The organism is Stenotrophomonas maltophilia (assembly GCF_039555535.1).
Lineage (GTDB): Bacteria > Pseudomonadota > Gammaproteobacteria > Xanthomonadales > Xanthomonadaceae > Stenotrophomonas > Stenotrophomonas maltophilia_Q.
The window spans coordinates 3,564,344-3,584,840 of record NZ_CP154630.1 but is presented as its reverse complement, the minus strand read 5'-3'; the positions used below and the strand labels follow the sequence as shown (position 1 = coordinate 3,584,840).

General features: G+C 66.1%; 14 protein-coding genes and 1 tRNA gene. 12 read left to right on the top strand and 3 right to left on the bottom strand.

Features of this window, described 5'->3' with window-relative positions; all coding sequences use genetic code 11:
- Positions 1-141: 141 nt before the first annotated feature.
- From AASM09_RS16665 to AASM09_RS16655, 3 genes are all read left to right on the top strand, one after another.
- Positions 142-3,012, top strand: a complete 2,871-nt coding sequence (locus AASM09_RS16665; RefSeq protein ID WP_049428529.1) for an autotransporter outer membrane beta-barrel domain-containing protein — start codon at positions 142-144, stop codon at positions 3,010-3,012.
- 97 nt (positions 3,013-3,109) lie between these two features.
- The gene (locus AASM09_RS16660) at positions 3,110-4,114 is read left to right on the top strand and encodes a 2-hydroxyacid dehydrogenase (RefSeq protein WP_049428528.1); all 1,005 of its coding nucleotides are present in this window, start codon (positions 3,110-3,112) and stop codon (positions 4,112-4,114) included.
- 50 nt (positions 4,115-4,164) lie between these two features.
- Positions 4,165-4,240 (top strand) — tRNA-Thr (locus AASM09_RS16655).
- Positions 4,241-4,310: 70 nt separating this feature from the next.
- Here AASM09_RS16655 and AASM09_RS16650 read toward each other — a convergent pair.
- Positions 4,311-4,946: a GyrI-like domain-containing protein gene (locus AASM09_RS16650; RefSeq protein WP_049428525.1), complete on the bottom strand. Its 636-nt coding sequence runs from the start codon at positions 4,944-4,946 to the stop codon at positions 4,311-4,313.
- A 352-nt stretch (positions 4,947-5,298) separates the two neighbouring features.
- Between AASM09_RS16650 and cyoA the strand changes: the two genes are divergently transcribed.
- The 4 genes from cyoA to cyoD are packed head-to-tail and all read left to right on the top strand — an operon-like array spanning position 5,299 to position 9,315.
- Positions 5,299-6,339: a ubiquinol oxidase subunit II gene (cyoA, locus tag AASM09_RS16645; RefSeq protein ID WP_049431185.1), complete on the top strand. Its 1,041-nt coding sequence runs from the start codon at positions 5,299-5,301 to the stop codon at positions 6,337-6,339.
- A 2-nt stretch (positions 6,340-6,341) separates the two neighbouring features.
- Positions 6,342-8,339 (top strand): cytochrome o ubiquinol oxidase subunit I, encoded by a 1,998-nt coding sequence (gene cyoB, locus AASM09_RS16640; RefSeq protein ID WP_005408582.1) that lies wholly within the window; start codon positions 6,342-6,344, stop codon positions 8,337-8,339.
- Entirely contained in the window at positions 8,336-8,974 is a 639-nt protein-coding gene (gene cyoC / locus AASM09_RS16635) for a cytochrome o ubiquinol oxidase subunit III (RefSeq protein WP_005408583.1), read from the top strand. Before cyoB ends, cyoC begins: the two co-directional genes overlap by 4 nt.
- The gene (cyoD, locus tag AASM09_RS16630; RefSeq protein ID WP_005408584.1) at positions 8,974-9,315 is read left to right on the top strand and encodes a cytochrome o ubiquinol oxidase subunit IV; all 342 of its coding nucleotides are present in this window, start codon (positions 8,974-8,976) and stop codon (positions 9,313-9,315) included. Before cyoC ends, cyoD begins: the two co-directional genes overlap by 1 nt.
- A gap of 211 nt (positions 9,316-9,526) precedes the next feature.
- Here cyoD and AASM09_RS16625 read toward each other — a convergent pair whose 3' ends face one another.
- The gene (locus AASM09_RS16625) at positions 9,527-11,584 is read right to left on the bottom strand and encodes a putative bifunctional diguanylate cyclase/phosphodiesterase (RefSeq protein WP_049431188.1); all 2,058 of its coding nucleotides are present in this window, start codon (positions 11,582-11,584) and stop codon (positions 9,527-9,529) included.
- Between the two features lie 149 nt (positions 11,585-11,733).
- On the opposite strand from AASM09_RS16625, the gene radA reads away from it, so the two are divergent.
- From radA to AASM09_RS16605, 4 genes are all read left to right on the top strand, one after another.
- Entirely contained in the window at positions 11,734-13,110 is a 1,377-nt protein-coding gene (radA, locus tag AASM09_RS16620) for a DNA repair protein RadA (RefSeq protein WP_005408586.1), read from the top strand.
- Between the two features lie 174 nt (positions 13,111-13,284).
- Positions 13,285-15,141, top strand: coding sequence for an ATP-binding protein (locus AASM09_RS16615; protein WP_049431191.1), 1,857 nt, complete (start codon positions 13,285-13,287; stop codon positions 15,139-15,141).
- A 49-nt stretch (positions 15,142-15,190) separates the two neighbouring features.
- Positions 15,191-17,497, top strand: coding sequence for a tetratricopeptide repeat protein (locus AASM09_RS16610; protein ID WP_049431195.1), 2,307 nt, complete (start codon positions 15,191-15,193; stop codon positions 17,495-17,497).
- A gap of 94 nt (positions 17,498-17,591) precedes the next feature.
- Positions 17,592-18,056 (top strand): DUF3828 domain-containing protein, encoded by a 465-nt coding sequence (locus AASM09_RS16605; RefSeq protein ID WP_049431198.1) that lies wholly within the window; start codon positions 17,592-17,594, stop codon positions 18,054-18,056.
- Positions 18,057-18,156: 100 nt separating this feature from the next.
- Here the strand turns inward: AASM09_RS16605 and AASM09_RS16600 are convergent, their stop codons facing one another.
- Positions 18,157-18,951, bottom strand: a complete 795-nt coding sequence (locus AASM09_RS16600; RefSeq protein WP_343368546.1) for a cytochrome C assembly family protein — start codon at positions 18,949-18,951, stop codon at positions 18,157-18,159.
- Between the two features lie 122 nt (positions 18,952-19,073).
- On the opposite strand from AASM09_RS16600, the gene ffh reads away from it, so the two are divergent.
- Entirely contained in the window at positions 19,074-20,450 is a 1,377-nt protein-coding gene (gene ffh / locus AASM09_RS16595) for a signal recognition particle protein (protein ID WP_014036403.1), read from the top strand.
- The last annotated feature ends 47 nt before the right edge of the window (positions 20,451-20,497 follow it).

Sequence of the window (20,497 nt, the reverse complement as noted above, 5' to 3'; positions counted from 1 at the left end):
TGACCGGATGGGGAAGAGTGTGTGGTGCTCCTCTCTCATTGTGAATGCATTCATTTTTCCCGGCCTGCCGGGCTGGGGGAGATTCCGGCGCTTTGCCGTTTGACTCCTTACCCGCGTGTTGCGGGTGGAGAGAGAGAACGTATGAAGCATTCGAAGTTGAGCCTGGCCCTGGCCGGGCTGATCGGCGTTGGCGCCATCGCGGCGGCTGATGACGTCATGGCAATGAGTTATCACGTGCAGGGGGATCGCATCTTCCTGAGCGGCGGGGTGACCTACGCCGACGTGGTATCGCTGCCAGCGTTGCTGGCCAAGGCGCAGGCCGAGGGCCGGCCGATCCGCGAAGTGGTGCTGCGCACCTCCAATGGCGGCGCGTTGATCGCCGGCGAGTGGCTGCAGGGCATCATCCGCACATCCGGCCTGAACACCATCGTGTCCGGCCACTGCATTTCGTCCTGCTCGATCATGCAGTCCGGTGGCGTCGAACGCTATCTGGCCGGTGATCTGCCAATCGTCGATTCGGTACAGATCCATGCGGCCAGCAACAGTGGCAAGGTGATCTACACGCCGTCGCCACGGATGACCCAGATCTACACCGGCAACTACGGCGGCGGCATGGACGCCGGGCTGCTGCACAAGGCCATGTATGAAGTCGTGCAACCCAACGGCTTGCTGGTATTCCGAGATCCGGCGCGCACCACGGGTACCTCGGTCACCTTCGACCCTGATGGCAGCGGCAGCAAGCTGGAGTCGTTCCCGGGCCAGGACATCTACAACAACAGGATCATCACTGCGAAGGGTTACCGCGATCCGGGCGATACGTTGAGTGTTACCGCCAACGTGAGCGGCGACATCAACCCGGGTTACCTGCGCACCGGTCGCCAGCTGCAGACCTTCGTCGATGATGATTTCGCGCGGTGGAACACCAACTGGCAGTCCAGCTACATCAACCTGGCGCAAAGCATCTACAACGCGTCCAGCAATGGTCCGCAGGGCATCGGCGCGAACTCGGTACAGGACTACCAGAAAGATCCGTACTACAAGGCCCTGCTGCTGTCGAAGCTGCGCCTGGGCGACCTGGACGTGTCCACGCTGGACGACTCGATGGGCGTGATCCGCGTGACCAACGGTGCCACCTGGCGAACCTCCGCGACCACCGGTGCCGACTTCATGCTGGTCGACAACGGCACCATCGCGCTGGAAGGCGGCGCCCTGCGCGCTTCGGAGGTGCGGGTGATGGGCGCAGGCATGCTGGTCGGCAATGGTGATGTGGCGGGCACCGCGATGGATCTCAGTGCGCTGGCCAGCGGCACCCGCCCGTCCTGGCGCGAGGATGGCTTCAACCGCCTGCGCGTCTACGGCACGCTGATGCCGCGCGGTGGCGACCTGGTCACCCATGGCTACGTCAACATCATGCCGGGCGGCAAGGTGCTGTTCGACGTGACCGAGAACGGCGGCGCCGGCAGTGGCCGCCTGCGCGTAGGCAGTTTCTTCGACAGCAAGCAGACCGACGGCGCGCTGGTGATCTCCAAGGGTGCCTTCCTTGAACTGAACGTGGCGCAGGGCTACTACGGCCAGGATTTCCGTCGCGATCTCGTGCAGGGCCCGATCTACCAGGGCGGCTTCGAAGACGTCGTGCGCCTGGGCGACACCGGCTACAGCGCCAACATCACCGGCGGCGAAGTGTTCCGCCCACGCCACAACTCGCTGCTGAGCTTCAACGTGAAACAGACCGCGGACGGCCTGTGGTTGACCGCCAACCCGGGCTTCGACCAGCTGGGGCTGTTTGCCAATGCTGTTTCGGGCGATGCCCTTGGCCGTGCGCTGGCGACCGCTTCCGATCGCAAGGATGGTGGCCTGAAGTCGCTGCTCGGCGCCTTGCAGTTCGCCGACCGTGATGTGATCGCACAGCAGGCCGGTGCCCTGCGCGGTGACGCGCACGCGAGCCTGCGCCTGGCCGACAATGCATTGGTGGGCAGCATTGGCAACGTGGTGCAGCAGCACCAGGCGGCGATGCGCAGTGGCGGCGATGCCGACGGCCTGGCCTCGCAGGCCGCGCAGTCGGTCTCGGCGCAGCCGGGCATGCGCCACGGCAGCCTGTTCAACCAGCTGGCCATGCATCTGGTCGAGCCGGCGGCGGGTGGCGGTGAAGGCAGTGGCTCTGGTCGCAACCATGGCCTGTGGGCGCGAGGTTTCGCCAGCCACGGCCGCATCGATGCCGACGGTGGCGTGGCCGGCTTGAGCCATAACATCGGCGGCGTCGTCGTCGGTGCCGATACCCGCGTTGCCGATGACCGCGTCACCCTGGGCGTCAGCGTGGCAGCGGCAGATATGTCGACCAAGGGCCGCGATGGTTCCGACTTCAGCGGTGACGTGCGCGCGCTGGACGTGGGCGGCTATCTGGACGCGACCTATTCGCGCGGCTATCTGTCGGCGGCGGTGCGCTATACCGACCTGCGTCATGACACCCGGCGCAGCGTGAGCGGCATCGACGGCCTGCAGCAGCCGCTGCGCGCCAAGTACAACAACGATGCGATCTCGGCACGGGTGGAACACGCGTTCTCGTTCACCACTGGCAAGGGCCTGGTGATCCAGCCGTTGTTGCCGGTGGTGGACTACGCGCGGACCTCGGCCACCCGCTTCAATGAAGGGCAGGGCGCGGGTGCGCTGGTGGGTCGCAGCGGCAGCCTGGAGAGCATCCGCGTGGGTGCGGGCCTGCAGCTGTTCAGGACCTTCGAGGGCGACAACGGCGAGCGCATCACCCCGCGTGCGCGCGTGGTCTGGCAGAAGGAGCTGGGCGATTCGCAGGCCCGCTACAGCACCGGCTTCGCCGCAGCACCGGACCTGGTGTTCGGCGCCAGCAGCCAGGCCGTGGGCGAGCAGGTACTGGCCTGGAACCTGGGCGTGACCAGCCGCGCCAGCGAACGCCTGTCGATCATGGCCGATTACGTGGGCGAGCGTCGTGACGGGCAGATCCAGAACGGCGTGATGCTGGGCCTGGGCTACCGGTTCTAAGTGGTACAGGGCACCGGCGACGTTCGCATCGCCGGTGCCATCCCCACGGACGCGTGGCTGCGGTATGGTCGGCATGGCATTCCACCCAGGTTCTTCCATGCAGATCGCCGTCTTCAGCGCCCGACCCTACGACCGTCGCTTCCTGGACGACGCCAACCTGCGCGATGCAGCGGGGCAGGGTTACACGTTCGTCTACTTCGATGCCGCGCTGGATGTGCATACCGCAGCACTCGCACAGGATTGCGCCGCCGTCTGCGTGTTCGTCAACGACCGGCTGGATGCGGCGGTGCTGCGCGCGCTGCACGTGTTGGGCGTGCGTGCGGTGCTGCTGCGCTGTGCGGGCTTCAACAATGTGGACCTGGCCGCTGCGGAAGCACTGGACCTGTTCGTCGCCCGGGTGCCTGCGTATTCGCCCGAGGCCGTGGCCGAGCATGCACTGGCGCTGGTGATGACCCTCAACCGCCAGACCCATCGCGCTTACAACCGCGTGCGCGAAGGCAACTTCATGCTCGATGGCCTGCTGGGGCGCACCCTGCATGGACGCACCGTCGGCATCGTCGGTACCGGCAAGATCGGGCTGGCCACCGCGCGCATATTCAAGGGCATAGGCTGCACCGTGCTGGGGCATGACCCGTATCCGTCGGCCGCCTTCGCGGGTGTCGGCGAGATGGTGGAGCTGGATGAACTGCTGGCGCGCGCCGACATCGTCTCGCTGCACTGCCCGCTGACACCCGGTACCCAGCACCTGATCAACGACGCCTCTCTGGCGCGGATGAAACCCGGTGCAATGCTGGTCAACACCTCACGCGGCGCACTGGTGGACACCCATGCAGTGATCCGCGCGCTGAAGTCGCGCCGGCTCGGCCACCTGGCCATCGACGTGTACGAACAGGAAAGCGCGTTGTTCTTCCAGGACCTGTCCGGCGAGATCATCGACGACGAGGCCTTCCAGCGCCTGATGACCTTCCCCAACGTCCTGGTGACCGGCCACCAGGGCTTCTTCACCGTGGAGGCGCTGCAGGAGATCTCGGCGATCACGCTGGGGAACCTGCAGGATTTCGCCGCCGGGCGGGTGTGCGCCAACCGGGTAGAGGTTAGCTGAGTCGGATGGATTGACCGCCGGGGCGTCAAGCCCTTAAAATCGCGGGCTACGCCGGAATAGCTCAGTTGGTAGAGCGGCGCATTCGTAATGCGTAGGTCGCAGGTTCGACTCCTGTTTCCGGCACCAGTTGCATGAAAAGCCCCGGCCTTGGTCGGGGCTTTTTGTTTGGGCATTTGAAGCAATCACGGGCCTTGTGTCATGAGCGCGAACCCTTAACAGGCTCAAGCGCCCGCACCGGCTGCCGCAGTACGGTCTTCAACCGCGCAGCGTCGGTCCTGCGCGGGTCGCCCAGGTAGATCTCGTGATGGGGGCCGGCGAAGGTGTAGCCCAGCGAAGGCATCAGTTCATCGTGCAACTTCGCCAGGATCGGGCCCTCCTCATCGTAGGCACCAATATGCAGGGTCTGCAGGCAGAGGCCTTCTTCGAGAATTTCGTGGCGGAGGCTGGCCGGAACGTCGCCCAGTTTCTTCACTGCCTTGGCAATGGCAGCCTCCAACTGCGCTGGACTGATCCCGTCCGGCGTGCGGATCATCACCGTCCACCTCCACTCATCCTTGCGGCGTGCCACAAAGCTCGACGGATCCTCGGCGGTCCACAGCGCTTCCAGCGGTGGCACCACGTAGTCCTGGCCTTCGCTCTTCAGTGCAAACTTCAGCGCATAGCTCACCGCGTACAGCCACTGCACGGCCAGCTGGTAGGCCGGGGCCGTGTTCGGGTCACCGCGGCCGTCGATCATCAGGTAGGGCAGGGGCGGTACGTCCACCGTTACGAACCGGCCCGCCGGGGGCTGGTACAACGCGCGATCACGCTTCTTGAAGTTGATCTTGTCCATGGGGCTTCCTCCAACGCCAAGCATCCCATGCATTACCTTCGCGGGCATGCCTGAACATGTTCAGGCGACCTTTCCGGGCACGGGCGGAGCAGCCGCCATCGCCCGATGCCAGGATGCCGCCCGCGAGCGCTCTGCCCGCCGTGGCCGCGCACTGCGACAACGTGTCGCAGCCTGAAACGGGCCTTTCCTGCGCCTGATCATTGTCAATGCCTTTCTTAAATGGTGGGTGACGGCCTAAAATTGAAAGGCTGACTCGACCCCACCTCCCTGCCTGTCTTCCGGACCGGCGGGACCGGCTTTTGCCGGAACAGGCAGGACGGGGAACGGCATTCCCTCGCAATTGGATCGACCGATGATTCCGTTGAAAACCCTTGGGCGCTGGTTGCGCCCGGGCCTGCTGCTGTCGTTGCTGGTGATGCTCACCGGCTGCGATGCCGTGGCCATCCTCAGTCCGAAGGGCCAGATCGGCCAGGATGAGAAGACCCTGCTGATCACGGCCACCGTGCTCATGCTGCTGGTCGTCATCCCGGTCATCATCATGACCCTGACCTTCGCGTGGAAGTATCGCGCCTCCAACACCAAGGCCCGTTACGAGCCGAAGTGGTCCCACTCGACGGCGATCGAGGTGGTGGTGTGGTCCATTCCCTGCATGATCGTGCTGGTGCTGGCGGTCCTGACCTGGCGTTCGTCGCACGCGCTGGACCCGTACAAGCCGCTGGAATCGGACGTCAAGCCGGTCACCATCGAGGCGATCTCGCTGGACTGGAAGTGGCTGTTCATCTATCCGGAAGAGAAGGTGGCGGTCGTCAACGAAATCAAGTTCCCGGTCAACACGCCGCTGAACTTCAAGATCACGTCCGATTCGGTGATGAATGCCTTCTTCATCCCGCACCTGGGCAGCATGATCTACTCGATGGCTGCGATGGAGACCAAGCTCCACCTGATCGCCAACGAGACCGGTGAATTCCCGGGCATGTCCTCGCACTACAGCGGCGCGGGCTTCGCCAAGATGCACTTCACTGCCTACTCGGTCACCGATGCCGAATACCGCCAGTGGCTGGACCAGGTCCGTGCCGGCGAGCAGACCCTGGACAAGACCTCGTTCAAGGCCCTGGGTGAAGCACGCAACGCGGAGTGGTACCCGGTCACCTACTTCGGCAAGACCGAAGAAGGCCTGTTCAACTGGGTCATCGCCAAGCACATGGGCGACAACAAGCACTACGGCATGAAGCACGAACATGCCGGTGCCGCCGCTGCCGATGCCGCCAGCCATGAAGCGCACGAGGGCCACGCCCCCAGTGACGCGCATGATTCCAAGGAATCGGGTGAAAACCTGGATGCCACCGAACACGAACACGCTGGCCATGCTGGCCATGCGGGTTCGGGAGAATGAACATGTTGGGAAAACTCTCTCTTGAGTCGATCCCCCACGATCCGATCGTGCTGACCACCCTGGTCGGCGCGGTGCTGGGTGGCCTGGGCGTCATGGCCCTGATCACCAAGTTCAAGCTGTGGGGCTATCTGTGGAAGGAGTGGTTCACCTCGGTGGACCACAAGAAGATCGGCGTGATGTACCTCATCGTCGCCTTCGTCATGCTGCTGCGCGGCTTCTCCGACGCCATCATGATGCGTACCCAGCAGGCGCTCGCCGTCGGCGGGTCCGAGGGTTACCTGCCGCCGCACCACTACGACCAGATCTTCACCGCCCACGGCGTGATCATGATCTTCTTCGTGGCGATGCCGCTGATCACCGGCCTGATGAACCTGGCCGTGCCGCTGCAGATCGGTGCTCGCGACGTCGCGTTCCCGTTCGTCAACTCGCTCAGCTTCTGGCTGTTCGTGTCCGGCGCGGTGCTGATCATGCTGTCGCTGTGGATCGGTGAATTCGCCGCCACCGGCTGGCTGGCGTTCCCGCCGTTGTCAGGCATCGAATACAGTCCAAGCGTAGGCATGGACTACTACATCTGGGGTCTACAGGTCGCAGGCCTGGGTACCACGCTGAGCGGTATCAACTTCTTCATCACCATCCTGAAGATGCGTACCCCCAGCATGAAGCTGATGCAGATGCCGGTGTTCACCTGGACCGCCCTGGTGACCAACGTGCTGATCGTCGCCGCCTTCCCGGTGCTGACCATCACCCTGGTGCTGCTGACCCTGGACCGCTACCTGGGCACGCACTTCTTCACCAATGACGGTGGCGGCAACGCCATGCTGTACATCAACCTGATCTGGATCTGGGGTCACCCGGAGGTGTACATCCTGGTCCTGCCGGCGTTCGGTGTGTTCTCCGAAGTCATCGCGACCTTCTCGCGCAAGGCGCTGTTCGGCTACAAGGGCATGGTCTACGCCACCGCCTGCATCGGCGTGCTGTCGTTCATCGTGTGGCTGCACCACTTCTTCACCATGGGCTCGGGTGCCAACGTCAATGCCTTCTTCGGCATCACGACGATGATCATCTCGATCCCGACCGGCGTGAAGATCTTCAACTGGCTGTTCACCATGTTCCGCGGCCGCGTGCACTTCACCACCCCGGTGCTGTGGACCATCGGCTTCATGGTCACCTTCGTCATCGGCGGCATGACCGGCGTGATGCTGGCAATCCCGGCCATCGACTTCGTGCTGCACAACAGCCTGTTCCTGATCGCCCACTTCCACAACGTCATCATCGGCGGCGTGGTGTTCGGCATGTTCGCCGGCATCACCTACTGGTGGCCGAAGATGTTCGGCTTCCGCCTCAATGAGTTCTGGGGCAAGTGCGCGTTCTGGTGCTGGTTCATCGGCTTCTACGTGACCTTCATGCCGATGTACGTGCTGGGCTTCATGGGCATGACCCGCCGCCTGCAGAGCACCGTCAACCCGGCCTATGAGCCGCTGCTGCTGATCGCCGCCGCAGGTGCCTTCATCGTGGGTGCCGGCATCCTGTGCCAGATCATCCAGGTGGCCGTGTCGATCCGCGACCGCAAGAAGACCGTCGACCTGACCGGCGACCCGTGGGATGCCCGTACGCTCGAGTGGGAAACCTCTTCGCCGCCGGCCTTCTACAACTTCGGCACCCTGCCGGAAGTCACCGAACTGGACGATTTCTGGGAGCGCAAGCAGCGTGGTGAAGCCTGGCCGAAGCCGGCCAAGTACACCGACATCCACATGCCGCGCAACACCGGCACGGGCGTTGTCATCGGTGCTTTCAGCCTGGTGTTCGGCTTTGCGATGATCTGGCACATCTGGTGGCTGGCCATCGTCGGCTTCGTCGGCATGATCGCCACGTTCATCTACCGCACCTTCGACCAGGACGTGGACTACTGGGTCCCGGCCGCCGAGGTGGAACGCATCGAGAACGAACACCGCAAGCACCTGGAAGCCCAGGGCCTGGTGAAGTCGGAGCTGAAGGCATGAGCACCAATACCTCGACCCTGAGCCACGGGCACGCCGCGCATGCGGCGGCCCATGGCCATGACGACCACGAGCACCACGACACCGGCGGCAACACCGTCTTCGGTTTCTGGGTGTACCTGATGAGCGACTGCCTCATCTTCGCCTCGCTGTTCGCCACCTACGTGGTGCTGGCAGGCGGTACCGATGGTGGCCCCACCGCGAAGGACCTGTTCGAACTGCCGTTCGTGGCATGGGAAACCGCGCTGCTGCTGACCTCGTCGCTGACCTTCGGCCTGGGCATGATCGCCATGCACCGCAAGCAGATGGGCCAGATGTACCTGTGGCTGGGCATCACCTGGCTGCTGGGCTTCGGCTTCATGTGCATGGAAGTGTGGGAGTTCCAGCACCTGATCCACCAGGGCTACGGTCCGGACCGCAGTGCCTTCCTGTCGGCATTCTTCGCCCTGGTCGGTACCCACGGCCTGCACGTCAGCGCCGGCCTGTTGTGGCTGCTGGTGATGTTCGTGCAGCTGAAGAAGTACGGCCTGACCCCGACCAACAAGACCCGCATGGCGTGCCTGAGCCTGTTCTGGCACTTCCTGGACCTGATCTGGATCGGCGTGTTCTCCGTCGTCTACCTCAATGGAGCCCTGTAATGGCACATGACAACCATGCACACGACCACGGCACCGGCGGCGAAAGCCATGGCACCGTGAAGTCGTACCTGATCGGCTTCGTGCTGGCGGTGGTGCTGACCGTCATCCCGTTCTGGATGGTGATGTCGGGCGATTTCTCGCGCACCGTCAACGGTGTGGTCATCGCCATCACCGCGGTGCTGCAGATGCTGGTCCACCTGGTGTTCTTCCTGCACCTGGACCGCTCCTCGGAAAGCCGCTGGAACGTCAACGCTGCGGCCTTCACCGTGGTGGTGATCGGCATCATCGTGGTCGGCACCCTGTGGGTCATGCACAACATGAACGTGCACATGATGCACTGACGTCTTCGCGACGTTGCCACGCAGAAAGGCCGCCCTTCGGGGCGGCCTTTTTGTTGGCGGATGGATGGGGTCGGATCCCTTGCCGCAGGCCAGGGCTCTGACCCCGGGGCCCGGGTAGATCCACGCCATGCGTGGATGAACCGCGCGCACGATCCATCCGGGGGGCAGAGCCCTTGCCTGCGGCAAGGGGCCCGACCTCGAAACCGGGACCTCACCCCACCCGGCGCAGGAACTCGTCGGCGTCCATCGGCCGGCCCAGGTGGTAGCCCTGCAACTGGTCGCAGCCCAGCTCGCTCAGGTATTCACGCTGCGCCTGCGTCTCCACGCCTTCGGCCACCACCTGCAACTGCAGGGTGCGGCCCAGCGCGATGATCGACGAGACGATGGCGGCATCTTCGGCGTTGCACTCCAGGTCGTGCACGAATGCACGGTCGATCTTCAGTTCGGTGGCGGGCATGCGCTTCAGGTAGAGCAGGCTGGAATAGCCCGTGCCGAAGTCGTCGATGGCAATGTGCACGCCCATCGCGGTCAGGTCGTTGAGAATCGCCAGGCTGGCGTCCACGTCCTTCATCGCGGTGGTCTCGGTGATCTCCAGGGTCAGGCACGCCGGTTCGATGCGGTGCCGCTCCAGTGCCTCGCGCACGCTGTCCAACAGGGCCGGCGAGGAGAACTGCAGTGGCGACAGGTTCACCGCCATCGACCATTCGGCATGTCCGGCATCGTGCCACGCACGCAGCTGCGCGCAGGCGCGGTCCAGTACCCAGTCGCCGATCGGCAGGATCAGGCCGCTGCGCTCGGCGATGGGAATGAACACATCCGGTGCCAGCAGGCCCAGCTCCGGGTGCTGCCAGCGCAGCAGGGCCTCGGCGCCGGTGGCCGGTGCACCCGCCGCGGGGAATTTGGGCTGGTAATGCAGTACCAGTTCGTTGCGCGTGATCGCCTTGCGCAGGTCCTGCAGCAGGCGCAGCTGGCGGTTGGCGCTCAGCTGCATCGACGGCGTAAAGAAGGTATAGCCGTTCCGGCCGGTTTCCTTGGTGTGGTACATCGCCGCATCGGCGTGTGCCATCAGCTCGCGTTCGTTGACGGCATCATCTGGATACAGGGCGATGCCGAGGCTGGCGCTGACCTGCAGTTCGGCCGCGTCCAGGGTGAACGGCTCGCCCGCAGCAGCGATGATGCGCTCGGCCACGACCACGGCATCGTCGGGAATGTCGATGGCCAGCACGATCACGAACTCGTCGCCGCCGAGGCGGGCGAAGGTGTCCTGCGGGCGCAGCAGGCCGCCGATACGCTGTGCCACCGCCACCAGCAGGCGGTCACCGAGCTGGTGACCATAGGCATCATTGACCGCCTTGAAGCCGTCCAGGTCGCAGAACATCACCGCCACCGCCTGGTTGCGCCGCCGCGCCTTCTCGATGGCCTGCTCGATGCGGTCCTGCAGCAGCATGCGGTTGGGCAGCTGGGTCAGCGGGTCGTGCAGGGCGGCCTGGATCAGCTTGTCGTTGGCGTGCGCCAGCGAGTCGGCCAGCAGCCCGGTGCGCACGCGCATCTGCCGGTCGAACAGCGAGGCCACCAGGGCGATGCCCAGGGTCGCCACGGTGGTGACGATCACCAGCACTGCCAGCCAGCGCGTATCGATGCCGCCACTGCCCACCGCGCCACAGATGCTGCCTGCGGGGAAACGCGCCGCAGCCATGCCGGTGTAATGCATGCCCACGATGGCCACGCCCATCACCAGCGAGGCGAGCACGCGCAGGCGCAGGGTGTTGCGCTGTTCGGCACGCAGGCGGAAGGCGATCCACAGCGCAGCACCGGCGGCACCGATGGCCACCGCGATCGAGGCGGCGAACCAGCCGGGGTGGTAGTCGATGCCCGGCTGCATGCGCATCGCGGCCATGCCCAGGTAGTGCATGGTGGCAATGCCCAGCCCCATCAGTACCGCGCCAGCCAGCAAGCGCCGCCAGGGCAGGCTGGGTCGCGACACCAGCCACAGTGCGTAGGCCGAAGCGCCAATCGAGACCGCCAGCGAATACAGGGTGATGCCGAGGTCGTAGCCGACCGGGATCGGCAGGTCGAAGGCGAGCATGCCGATGAAGTGCATCGACCAGATGCCCAGGCCCATTGCCGCCGCACCCCCGGCCAGCCACCAGCGGGCCACGCGCCCCTCGGCCGTGGCCAGGCGTCCGGCCATGTCCAGCGCCGTGTACGAAGCAAGGATGGCCACCAGCAGGGAGATGATGACCAGGCTCTGACTGTAACTGCCAGTCATGTTGAATCCAGTGGGGGAGGGAGGGGCGCCCGCAAGGCGCACGCCCGCGACCCCTATCGGCGCGGGTGGGTGGGACTTGAGCGGTCGCAGCACCTGCGACCCGGCTCGGCTATCCTGCCACGCCTGTTCCCGTTGCTGGAAATCATCCAATGGCAAAAGCCCGCACCGCCTACGTCTGCAATGAATGCGGCGCCGAATTCAGCAAGTGGCAGGGCCAGTGCACCGAGTGCAATGCCTGGAACTCGCTGTCGGAAATCGTGCTGGAGAGCGCGGCGGCGGCCAAGGCGCCGGCGTCGCGGCGGGCGGGCTGGGCGGGCAAGATCGATCCGCCGAAGATCACCGCCCTGAAGGACGTGGAGCAGACCGAGCACCGACGGGTCAGTACGGGCATCGGTGAGTTCGACCGCGTGCTGGGCGGCGGCCTGGTCGAGGGCGCGGTGGTGCTGGTCGGCGGCGACCCGGGCATCGGCAAGTCCACCCTGCTGCTGCAGGCAGTGGCGAAGATGGCGGCCGAACTGCCGGTGCTGTACGTCACCGGCGAGGAGTCGCTGGCGCAGGTGGCCGGCCGCGCGCACCGGCTGGAACTGCCACTGGATGGCGTCAACGCGCTGGCCGAGACCGGCGTCGAGTCGATCCTGCAGCATGCCTCCAGGGCCGGCCCGCGGTTGATCGTGGCCGATTCGGTGCAGACCCTGTGGACCGAGAGCCTGACCGCCGCGCCGGGTTCGGTCAGCCAGGTGCGCGAGAGCGCGGCGCGCTTGGTGCGTTTTGCCAAGGAGACCGGCACCGCCGTGTTCCTGGTCGGCCACGTGACCAAGGAGGGCGGCATCGCCGGCCCGCGCGTGCTCGAGCACATGGTCGATGCGGTGCTGTATTTCGAAGGCGAGAGCGGCAGCCGCTTCCGCCTGTTGCGCGCGTTCAAGAACCGCTTCGGCGCGGTGAACGAGCTGGGCGTGTTCGCGATGGGCGACAAGGGCCTGAAGGAAGTCTCCAACCCCTCGGCGATCTTCCTGTCCGGCGGCAGCACCCATCAGCCGGGCAGCTGCGTGATGGTCACCCGCGAGGGCACCCGGCCGCTGCTGGTGGAGGTGCAGGCGCTGGTAGATGCTTCGCCGCTGTCGAACCCGCGCCGTGTCGCGGTCGGCCTGGAGCAGAACCGGCTGGCCATGCTGCTGGCCGTGCTGCACCGTCATGGTGGCGTGCTGGTCGGCGACCAGGACGTGTTCGTCAATGTGGTCGGCGGCATCCGTGTGCAGGAGACCGCCGCCGACCTGCCGGTGCTGCTGGCGGTGCTGTCCTCGCTGCAGGACCGGCCGCTGGCGGAAAAGACGATTGCCTTTGGCGAGGTTGGCCTGTCCGGCGAGATCCGCCCGGTGCCCAATGGCGAGGACCGCCTGCGCGAGGCCGCCACCCATGGTTTCAAGCGTGCCATCGTGCCCAAGGCCAATGCGCCCAAGGGTGGTTCGGTGAAGGGCATGGAAGTGATTGCGGTGGAACGCCTGTCCGAGGCCATCGACGCGGCGTGATGCCCGTCCTGTAGGGCCGAGCCCACGCTCGGCTGCTTCTTGTAGAGTCGAGCCATGCTCGACGGGTGGTCGAACAGCAGCCGAGCATCGGCTCGTCAGCTTCCTTGTGCTAGTTTTTCCCGCTCGACGAAGACGCCCTCTGGCGTCTTTCCGTGCCCAGGAGTAAACGATTACATGCAGGACAACGCGCTCACCGCCCCCAACGCCGAAATCCGTCGTGCCGGGGTCGATCTCAATGGACTGATGACGGTGCTGGGCAAGCACCTGTACTCCACCCCGGTGGTGGCGCTGCGTGAGCTGGTGCAGAACGCGCACGACTCGATCATCCGCCGTCGCATCGAACAGCCGGGCATCGAAGTGCCTTCGCGCATTTCGGTACAGGTCGATGCCGCTGCCGGCGTGCTGCGCATCACCGATACCGGTGCCGGCCTGACCCGCCAGGAAATCCACGACTACCTGGCCACCGTCGGCGTCGGCTACACCCGTGGCCTGCGCCAGGGCGGCGAGGACGACGAAGGCCTGATCGGCATGTTCGGCCTCGGCTTCCTGTCGGCCTTCGTACTGGCGCGCCGGGTCAGCGTGCGTACCACCTCGTACCAGACGCCGGAGCTGGGGCATCTGTACGTGTCCAGCAATGCCGAGCAATACACCGTCAGTGAAGTGCCGGCGCGGTCGGTCGGTACCGAGGTGGAGCTGGAGCTGCATCCGGACTTCCTGCCGCTGGCCAACGAGGCGCGCCTGCATGAGGTGCTGGGCCGCTACTGCGCGTTGCTGTCCGAACCGATCTTCATCGGTGCTGCGGCCGAGGCGCTCAACCCCGAGCCGCCGCCGTGGCGCGGCCAGGGCGACGTCGCTGTGCATCCGGTGCAGGCGCGGCGCCAGGCGCTGCAGTTCGCAGCGCGCTTCGAGCACGATTTCGAGCCGATCGTCACCGTGCCGTTGCGCGCGGATGGCAACAGCGATGCCACCGGCCTGCTGTGGGTGCAGGACGGTGCTACCTACGGCACCAGCGACAACCGCAACCTGTCGGTGTTCGTGCGCGGCATGCTGCTGGACGACGACGCCCGCGACCTGCTGCCGCCCTGGGCCGGCTTCATCGGCGGGGTGATCGAATCCTCGCGTCTCACGCCTACCGCCAGCCGCGAAGACCTGCAGCGCGACGACCAGTACCGAGCCGTGCAGCATGCACTGCTGGAAGCGCTGATCGACGGCCTGGCCGACGTTGCGAAGCAGCAGCCGGAAGCCTGGCGACGCGTTCTCACGCGCCATAATGAGGCCTTGCTGGGCGCGGCGCTGTGTGATGACCGCCTGTTCGAACTGCTGATGGAGCATGTGCGGGTACCGACCTCGCAGGGCGACCTGCCGGCCAGTGCGCTGCCGGCGCGCGGTGCCGTGCATGTCATCCTCGACAACGGCGGTGGTTTTGAAGAGATGCTGTTCCGCGCGATGGGCGTACCGGTCGCGCACGGCCATCGCTATGCGGTGGTGCCATTCCTGCGGCGCTGGGCCCAGGCCAAGGGCCTGCGCCTGGTCGAGCTCGGCACCGAGCAGGGCAACCGCTCACTGTTCCGCAGTGATGACAGCCTCGACGAGGCGCAGCTGGCGTGGCTGCGCGAACAACTGGGCGACGGCGAGCAGCTGCTGCCCGCACGTTTCAGCCCGGAGGCGCTGCCGGTGGTGGTGGTGCCCGACCGCGAGGCCGAGCTGAAGCAGCGGCTGGAAGACGACGAGAACGACAAGCGCGTCTCGATGGCCGCGCTGCGCCTGGCCCGGCAGTTCACCGCACGCATCGAATCGCGTGCACCGTCGCGGCTGTACCTCAACCTCGACAACCCGGCGGTGCAGGCACTACTGCGCGCCCAGCGCGAGGGCCACCCACAGGCCGAGGCCGCAGCCCGCCTGCTGCGCTCGCTGAAAGTCATCGTCGCCGCGCAGGGCCGCCCGCTGGCACGCGCGACTGCTACGCCGGGCCCGGATCTCAATGGTGCCTTCACCGATATCGCCGGTGCCCTGCAGCAGATGCTGCGCTGAGCACCGCACCCTCTCATCCAGCCTTCGCTAGACAGGAGCAATTACCCCCATGGACATCTGGAACTGGGTCGAAAAGCTGCAGGGTGACCTGCGCCAGGCCGGCCAGGCGCAGAACGCGCACCTGCTGAACCGTCTCGCCGACGAGGTCAGTGAACTGCAGATCGACCGCGTCGATGCCCTGCTGCCCGAAGCACGCGCCCTGGGCAAGGCGCTGGACAACCCTTGGGTTGACGTCTATGTCGGCCACTGGGCGCTGCGCAACCGCGTCGGCAACCGCGTGGAAGGCGAGAGCGCACTCGGCGAAGCCGTAGCGCTGTTCGAGCGCGCGCACCGCGAGGACACCCTGGAATGCCCGCAGTCGATCTGCGTGACCCAGGACCTGGCCGCCTGCTACGGCAACATCGACGGCCCGGGCTGGGTGCCCGAGCGCATCGAGGTCTGCGACGAAACCCTTGGCCGCATCGACCCGAGCTGGGCCTGTTTCCAGTGCCTGAGCTGCGAGAAGGCCGATGCGCTGCTCGATGATGGCCGTGGCCAGGAGGCGCTGGATTACCTGCAGGTGCAGGCCGATGCCGTGGAAGCCTGTGGCAAGGAAGTGTTCGACAGCTTCCCCGAGATGCAGATCAAGATCCTGCTCGCTGTCGGCCGTGCCGACGAGGCACTGGCGCTGATCGAGAAGCGCGAGGCCGAAGTGGCAGCCTCCGGGGAGTACGAGCCGGCCAACTGCACGGTGCCGCGCCGCCTGTCCAAGGCCTGGGCGCTGGCCCAGCTGGGCCGCGACGAAGAGGCGCTGCAGCAGCTGGTGCCGTGGAGCGAGCTGACCCCGAACTACTGGCGCCTGTGGGCCAACACCGCCGCCGCGCTCTGTCAGCGGGATCCTGCGCGCAACACCTGGGATCTGGGCACGCGCTTCAACACCATCATCGAGCACTTCGCACGGGTCGGTTCGCACCGCCTGCTGATCGAAGTCGCGGCGCTGAGCCTGGAGCTGGCGCTGCAGCGTGGCGCGCGCTGGGTGGCACTGCGGCAGCTGGAACTTGCCCGCACCCATCTGGCGCAGCTGCGCCAGGATCGGGGTGCTGCGGCGCTGGTGGCAGGCCTGGCCGCGCGCATCGAGGCATTACCGGACGTCGCGCCGCTACCGGTGCCGGCGGGCGAGCTGCTGGCATGGCTGGACGCGCAGGGCGAACAGAACCAGTCGCGCGATCCCGAGCGCGAAGCGCAGTGGTTGCTGCAGGCGCATGCCGAGCTGCCCGATGACGAGGCGCTGGCTGACATGGCCGCCTCGGCACTGAATGCCTGCGGCGCGCAGGCCGAGGCGCGGTCGCTGCTGTGGCGGTTCGTACGCGGCCATACCCAGCACGATGGCCCCGCGGCCTACACGCTGATGCGCTGGCTGGCCGAACAGGGCGATGACGACGGACTGCGCCAGCTGGCCGATCTCTATCGCGGCAGCGTGCCGGTGTTCGCGCACTGGTGCGAGGTGCAGCGTGCACGCCGTGTGTCCGACTGGCCGGCGCTGGAGCAGGCGGCCCGATCGCTTCTGGAGCTGTCTCCGGGCTCGCACGGCGCGCGTGGCACGCTGGCGCGGATGTACATGGAAACCGGCCGCTTCAGCGAAGCACAGGCCTGCTATGCGCAGCTGGTTGAATTGCTGGAAGAGCCGAATGCCGCGCATTGGGACCACATGAGTGCCGCCAGCGCGGCGCGCGACTGGGACGCCGTGCGTCGCTCGGCGACGGCGATAGGCATGGAATTGTCCAGCCAGGACGGCGTGGTCGAGGAGCCGTGGGGATGGGTGATCATCCGCAGCGAAGAGAACGGCGAACCGATGGAGTACTACGCCCGTCGCAGCGGTCCGGTGACCGCGCGCATCGTCGAGAACGCGCCGTCCAACCGCGCCCAGCAGGTGGGTGACTGGGTGGTGTTCGATGCAGCGCTGGTGCATCCGGCCCCGGAGGAAGAAGAAGCGCGCGAGCATTTCATCCCGACCTATGCGCAGGTGCATGTGCTGGAGCGCGGCGGCTTCGCCCGCAGCTGGATGATCGATGGCGCGCACCCGGGCGAAGAGGCCTGGAATGCCTTCGTCGAGGCGGCCGAAGCACAGGGCTGGAAGGTGTGGTCACACAGCCGGCCGGACTACACCGTCACCGACCCCGATGTGGAAGACGGCACGGTGCCCGGCCTGCTGTTCACCGTGGCACAGCCGCAGGACCATGCACCGCTGGCACTGCATCGCTTCCTGCAGCGGGAAACCGCGACGTGGCCGCATCCGCATTGCTGGCTGCGTCTGGCCGAGGCCTGCGACCAGGATCGCCAGCCGCACCTGGACGTGATCGAGCGCTACGGGCTGTAAGTAGAGCCGAGCCTGCGCTCGGCTTATGCTGGGACGCAGCCGAGCATGGGCTCGGCTCTACAAAAGATCGCCATCACGACCAGAGGGATTGGACATGCGAAAGACAGGGATGCTCGTGATCGCCGGCCTGCTGCTGGCGCCCGCCGCACAGGCCGCGCCCACCTGCCAGGAGCCTGCCGCTGTGGCCCGCGCCTTCTACGAGGCAACGACGGGTGATGGCGACCTGCTGGAGCCGCCACCGGCGCTGGTCAGTCCCGCCTTCGGCAAGGCACTGCGCGGCGAGCGTGCCTGCCAGGAACGCGAACAGGGCATCTGCACGATCGATTCCGATCCGTGGCTGGATGCGCAGGACGGCGACATCGAAACCCCGGTGCGCTACAGCTGGAAAGCGGCCTCGGCGAATTCCGGCCAGGTCGAGATGCGCTATTCGGTTTGGGAGAAGGCCTACGTGACCCGCCTGCCGATGGTGCGCCAAGCGCAGGGCTGCTGGCAGGTCGATGACATCCTCACCAACAGTGGCCGTTCGGTGCGGAAGATCCTGGCCCAGCCGCTGCCTTGATCGTCTGCGGCATCCACGCAGGGCGTGGTTCAGTTGCCGGCCAGCGGCCGGCACTACCAGGTGATGTTGGGGTGGGTGCCGACCGTTGGTCGGCACGCCTCTACCGCGTATGCCCAAACACCAGTTCGATCACGAACTGGCTGCCGAAGAACGCCAGCAGCAGCAACAGCATCGCCGCCAGCGTCCAATGCACCGCCTTCATGCCGCGCCAGCCGTAGCGACGGCGGCCGATCAGCAACACGCCGAATACGATCCATGACAACACGCTCAGCACGGTCTTGTGCACCAGCTTCTGCGCCAGCAGGTCATCGACGAACAGCACGCCGGTGACCAGGGTCAGGGTGAGCAGCGCGAAGCCGACGGTGATTACCCGGAACAGCAGGGATTCGAGGTCGGCCAGCGGCGGCAGTGCGCGCAGCCACGGGCGGAACTCACGACGGCGCAATGCACGCTCCTGCAGCCACAGCATGATCGCCAGCAGCGCGGCGATGCTCAGCGTCGCGTAGGCCAGCAGTGCCAGCCAGGCATGACTGGCCAGGCGCCAGCCCAGCACCTTGCTCGGTTCGTGGCCGTAGCCGTGGTAGGCCAGCAGCAGCACCCCGGCCAGCGGGAACACGACCACGCCCAGCGCCGACATCCGCCCGCGCGCGCCGACCAGCGAGGTCAGCCAGGCCATGCCCAGGCCGACCAGCGACAGCGCGGCGAAGAAGTGCATGTCCGGGCCGCCGTTGGTGCGCATTGCGATCAACACGTGGTAGCTGCCATGCAGCAGCATCGCCGGCAGGGCCGGCCACAGCCAGGTGGGCGCGCCAGGGGTTCCATCGCGGCCGAGCGCGCGCACCAGCAGGGCACTGGCAGCCAGGTACAGCAGGACGGCGATGAGAACGATTGTCATCGTTGCAGTTTCGCATACCCCCGCGGTGGTGGCGACGGCCGCAGCGTCGCAGCCCGGGGGCAGGGGCGGACCCGTTATACTGTCTGCCTTATTGTCCCCCGCTTTCAGACAGGTTGCGCCGCATGTTCGAGTCCCTGACCCAGCGCCTTTCCGGCACCATCGAGCGCCTGCGTGGCCGTGGCCGCCTGACCGAGGAGAACATCCGCGAGGCGACCCGCGAGGTCCGCATCGCGCTGCTTGAAGCCGACGTCGCACTGCCGGTGGTGCAGGCCCTGATCGAGCGCATCAAGGTGCGCGCGGTCGGCCAGGAAGTGCTGAAGTCGCTGACCCCGGGCCAAGCCCTGATCAAGGTCGTGCGCGACGAGCTGACCGCGGTGATGGGTGCTGAAGCCAGCGACCTGAACCTGAATGTTCCGGCCCCGGCCATCATCCTGATGGCGGGCCTGCAGGGCGCCGGCAAGACCACCACCGTGGGCAAGCTGGCCAAGCACCTGAAGGAAAAGCGCAAGAAGAAGGTGATGGTGGTCTCGGCCGACGTGTACCGTCCGGCCGCGATCGAGCAGCTGAAGACCCTGGCCGAGCAGGTGGGCGTGCTGTTCTTCCCGTCCAGCGCCGACCAGAAGCCGGAAGCCATCGTCCGCGCCGCCATCGACGATGCGCGCAAGTCGTTCGTGGATGTACTGCTGGTCGATACCGCCGGCCGCCTGGCCATCGACGAAGCGATGATGGCCGAGATCAAGGCCCTGCACGCGGCGGTGAACCCGGCCGAAACCCTGTTCGTGGTCGACGCCATGACCGGCCAGGACGCGGCCAACACCGCCAAGGCCTTCGGCGACGCGCTGCCGCTGACCGGCGTGGTGCTGACCAAGACCGACGGTGACGCCCGTGGCGGTGCCGCGCTGAGCGTGCGCTACATCACCGGCAAGCCGATCAAGTTCGTCGGTGTCAGCGAAAAGCCGGAAGGCCTGGATGTGTTCCATCCGGACCGTATCGCCAGCCGCATCCTGGACATGGGCGACGTGCTGTCGCTGGTCGAGCAGGTCGAGCAGCAGGTCGACAAGGACAAGGCCGCCAAGCTGGCCGAGAAGGTCGCCAAGGGCAAGAAGTTCGACCTGAACGACATGCGTGACCAGCTGGAGCAGATGCAGAACATGGGCGGCATTGGCGGCCTGATGGACAAGCTGCCGGGCCTGGGCAACATCCCCGACCATCTGAAGCAGCAGGTCAGCCAGGGCAAGGAAGTGCCGCGCATGATCGCCATCATCGGCTCGATGACCAAGAAGGAACGGCGCAACCCGAACCTGCTCAATGGCTCGCGCCGCGCGCGCATCGCCAAGGGCTCGGGCGTGACCCCGGCCGACGTCAACAAGCTGATGAAGCAGTACATGCAGATGGAAAAGATGATGAGCAAGATGGCCGGCGGCGGCATGAAGGGCATGCTGCGGAGCATGAAGGGCATGATGGGTGCCATGGGCGGCCGTGGCATGCCGTTCCGTTGATGCAGCGACGGGGCCGGCGCGCATTGCGATCCGGCCCCGGTCACAAT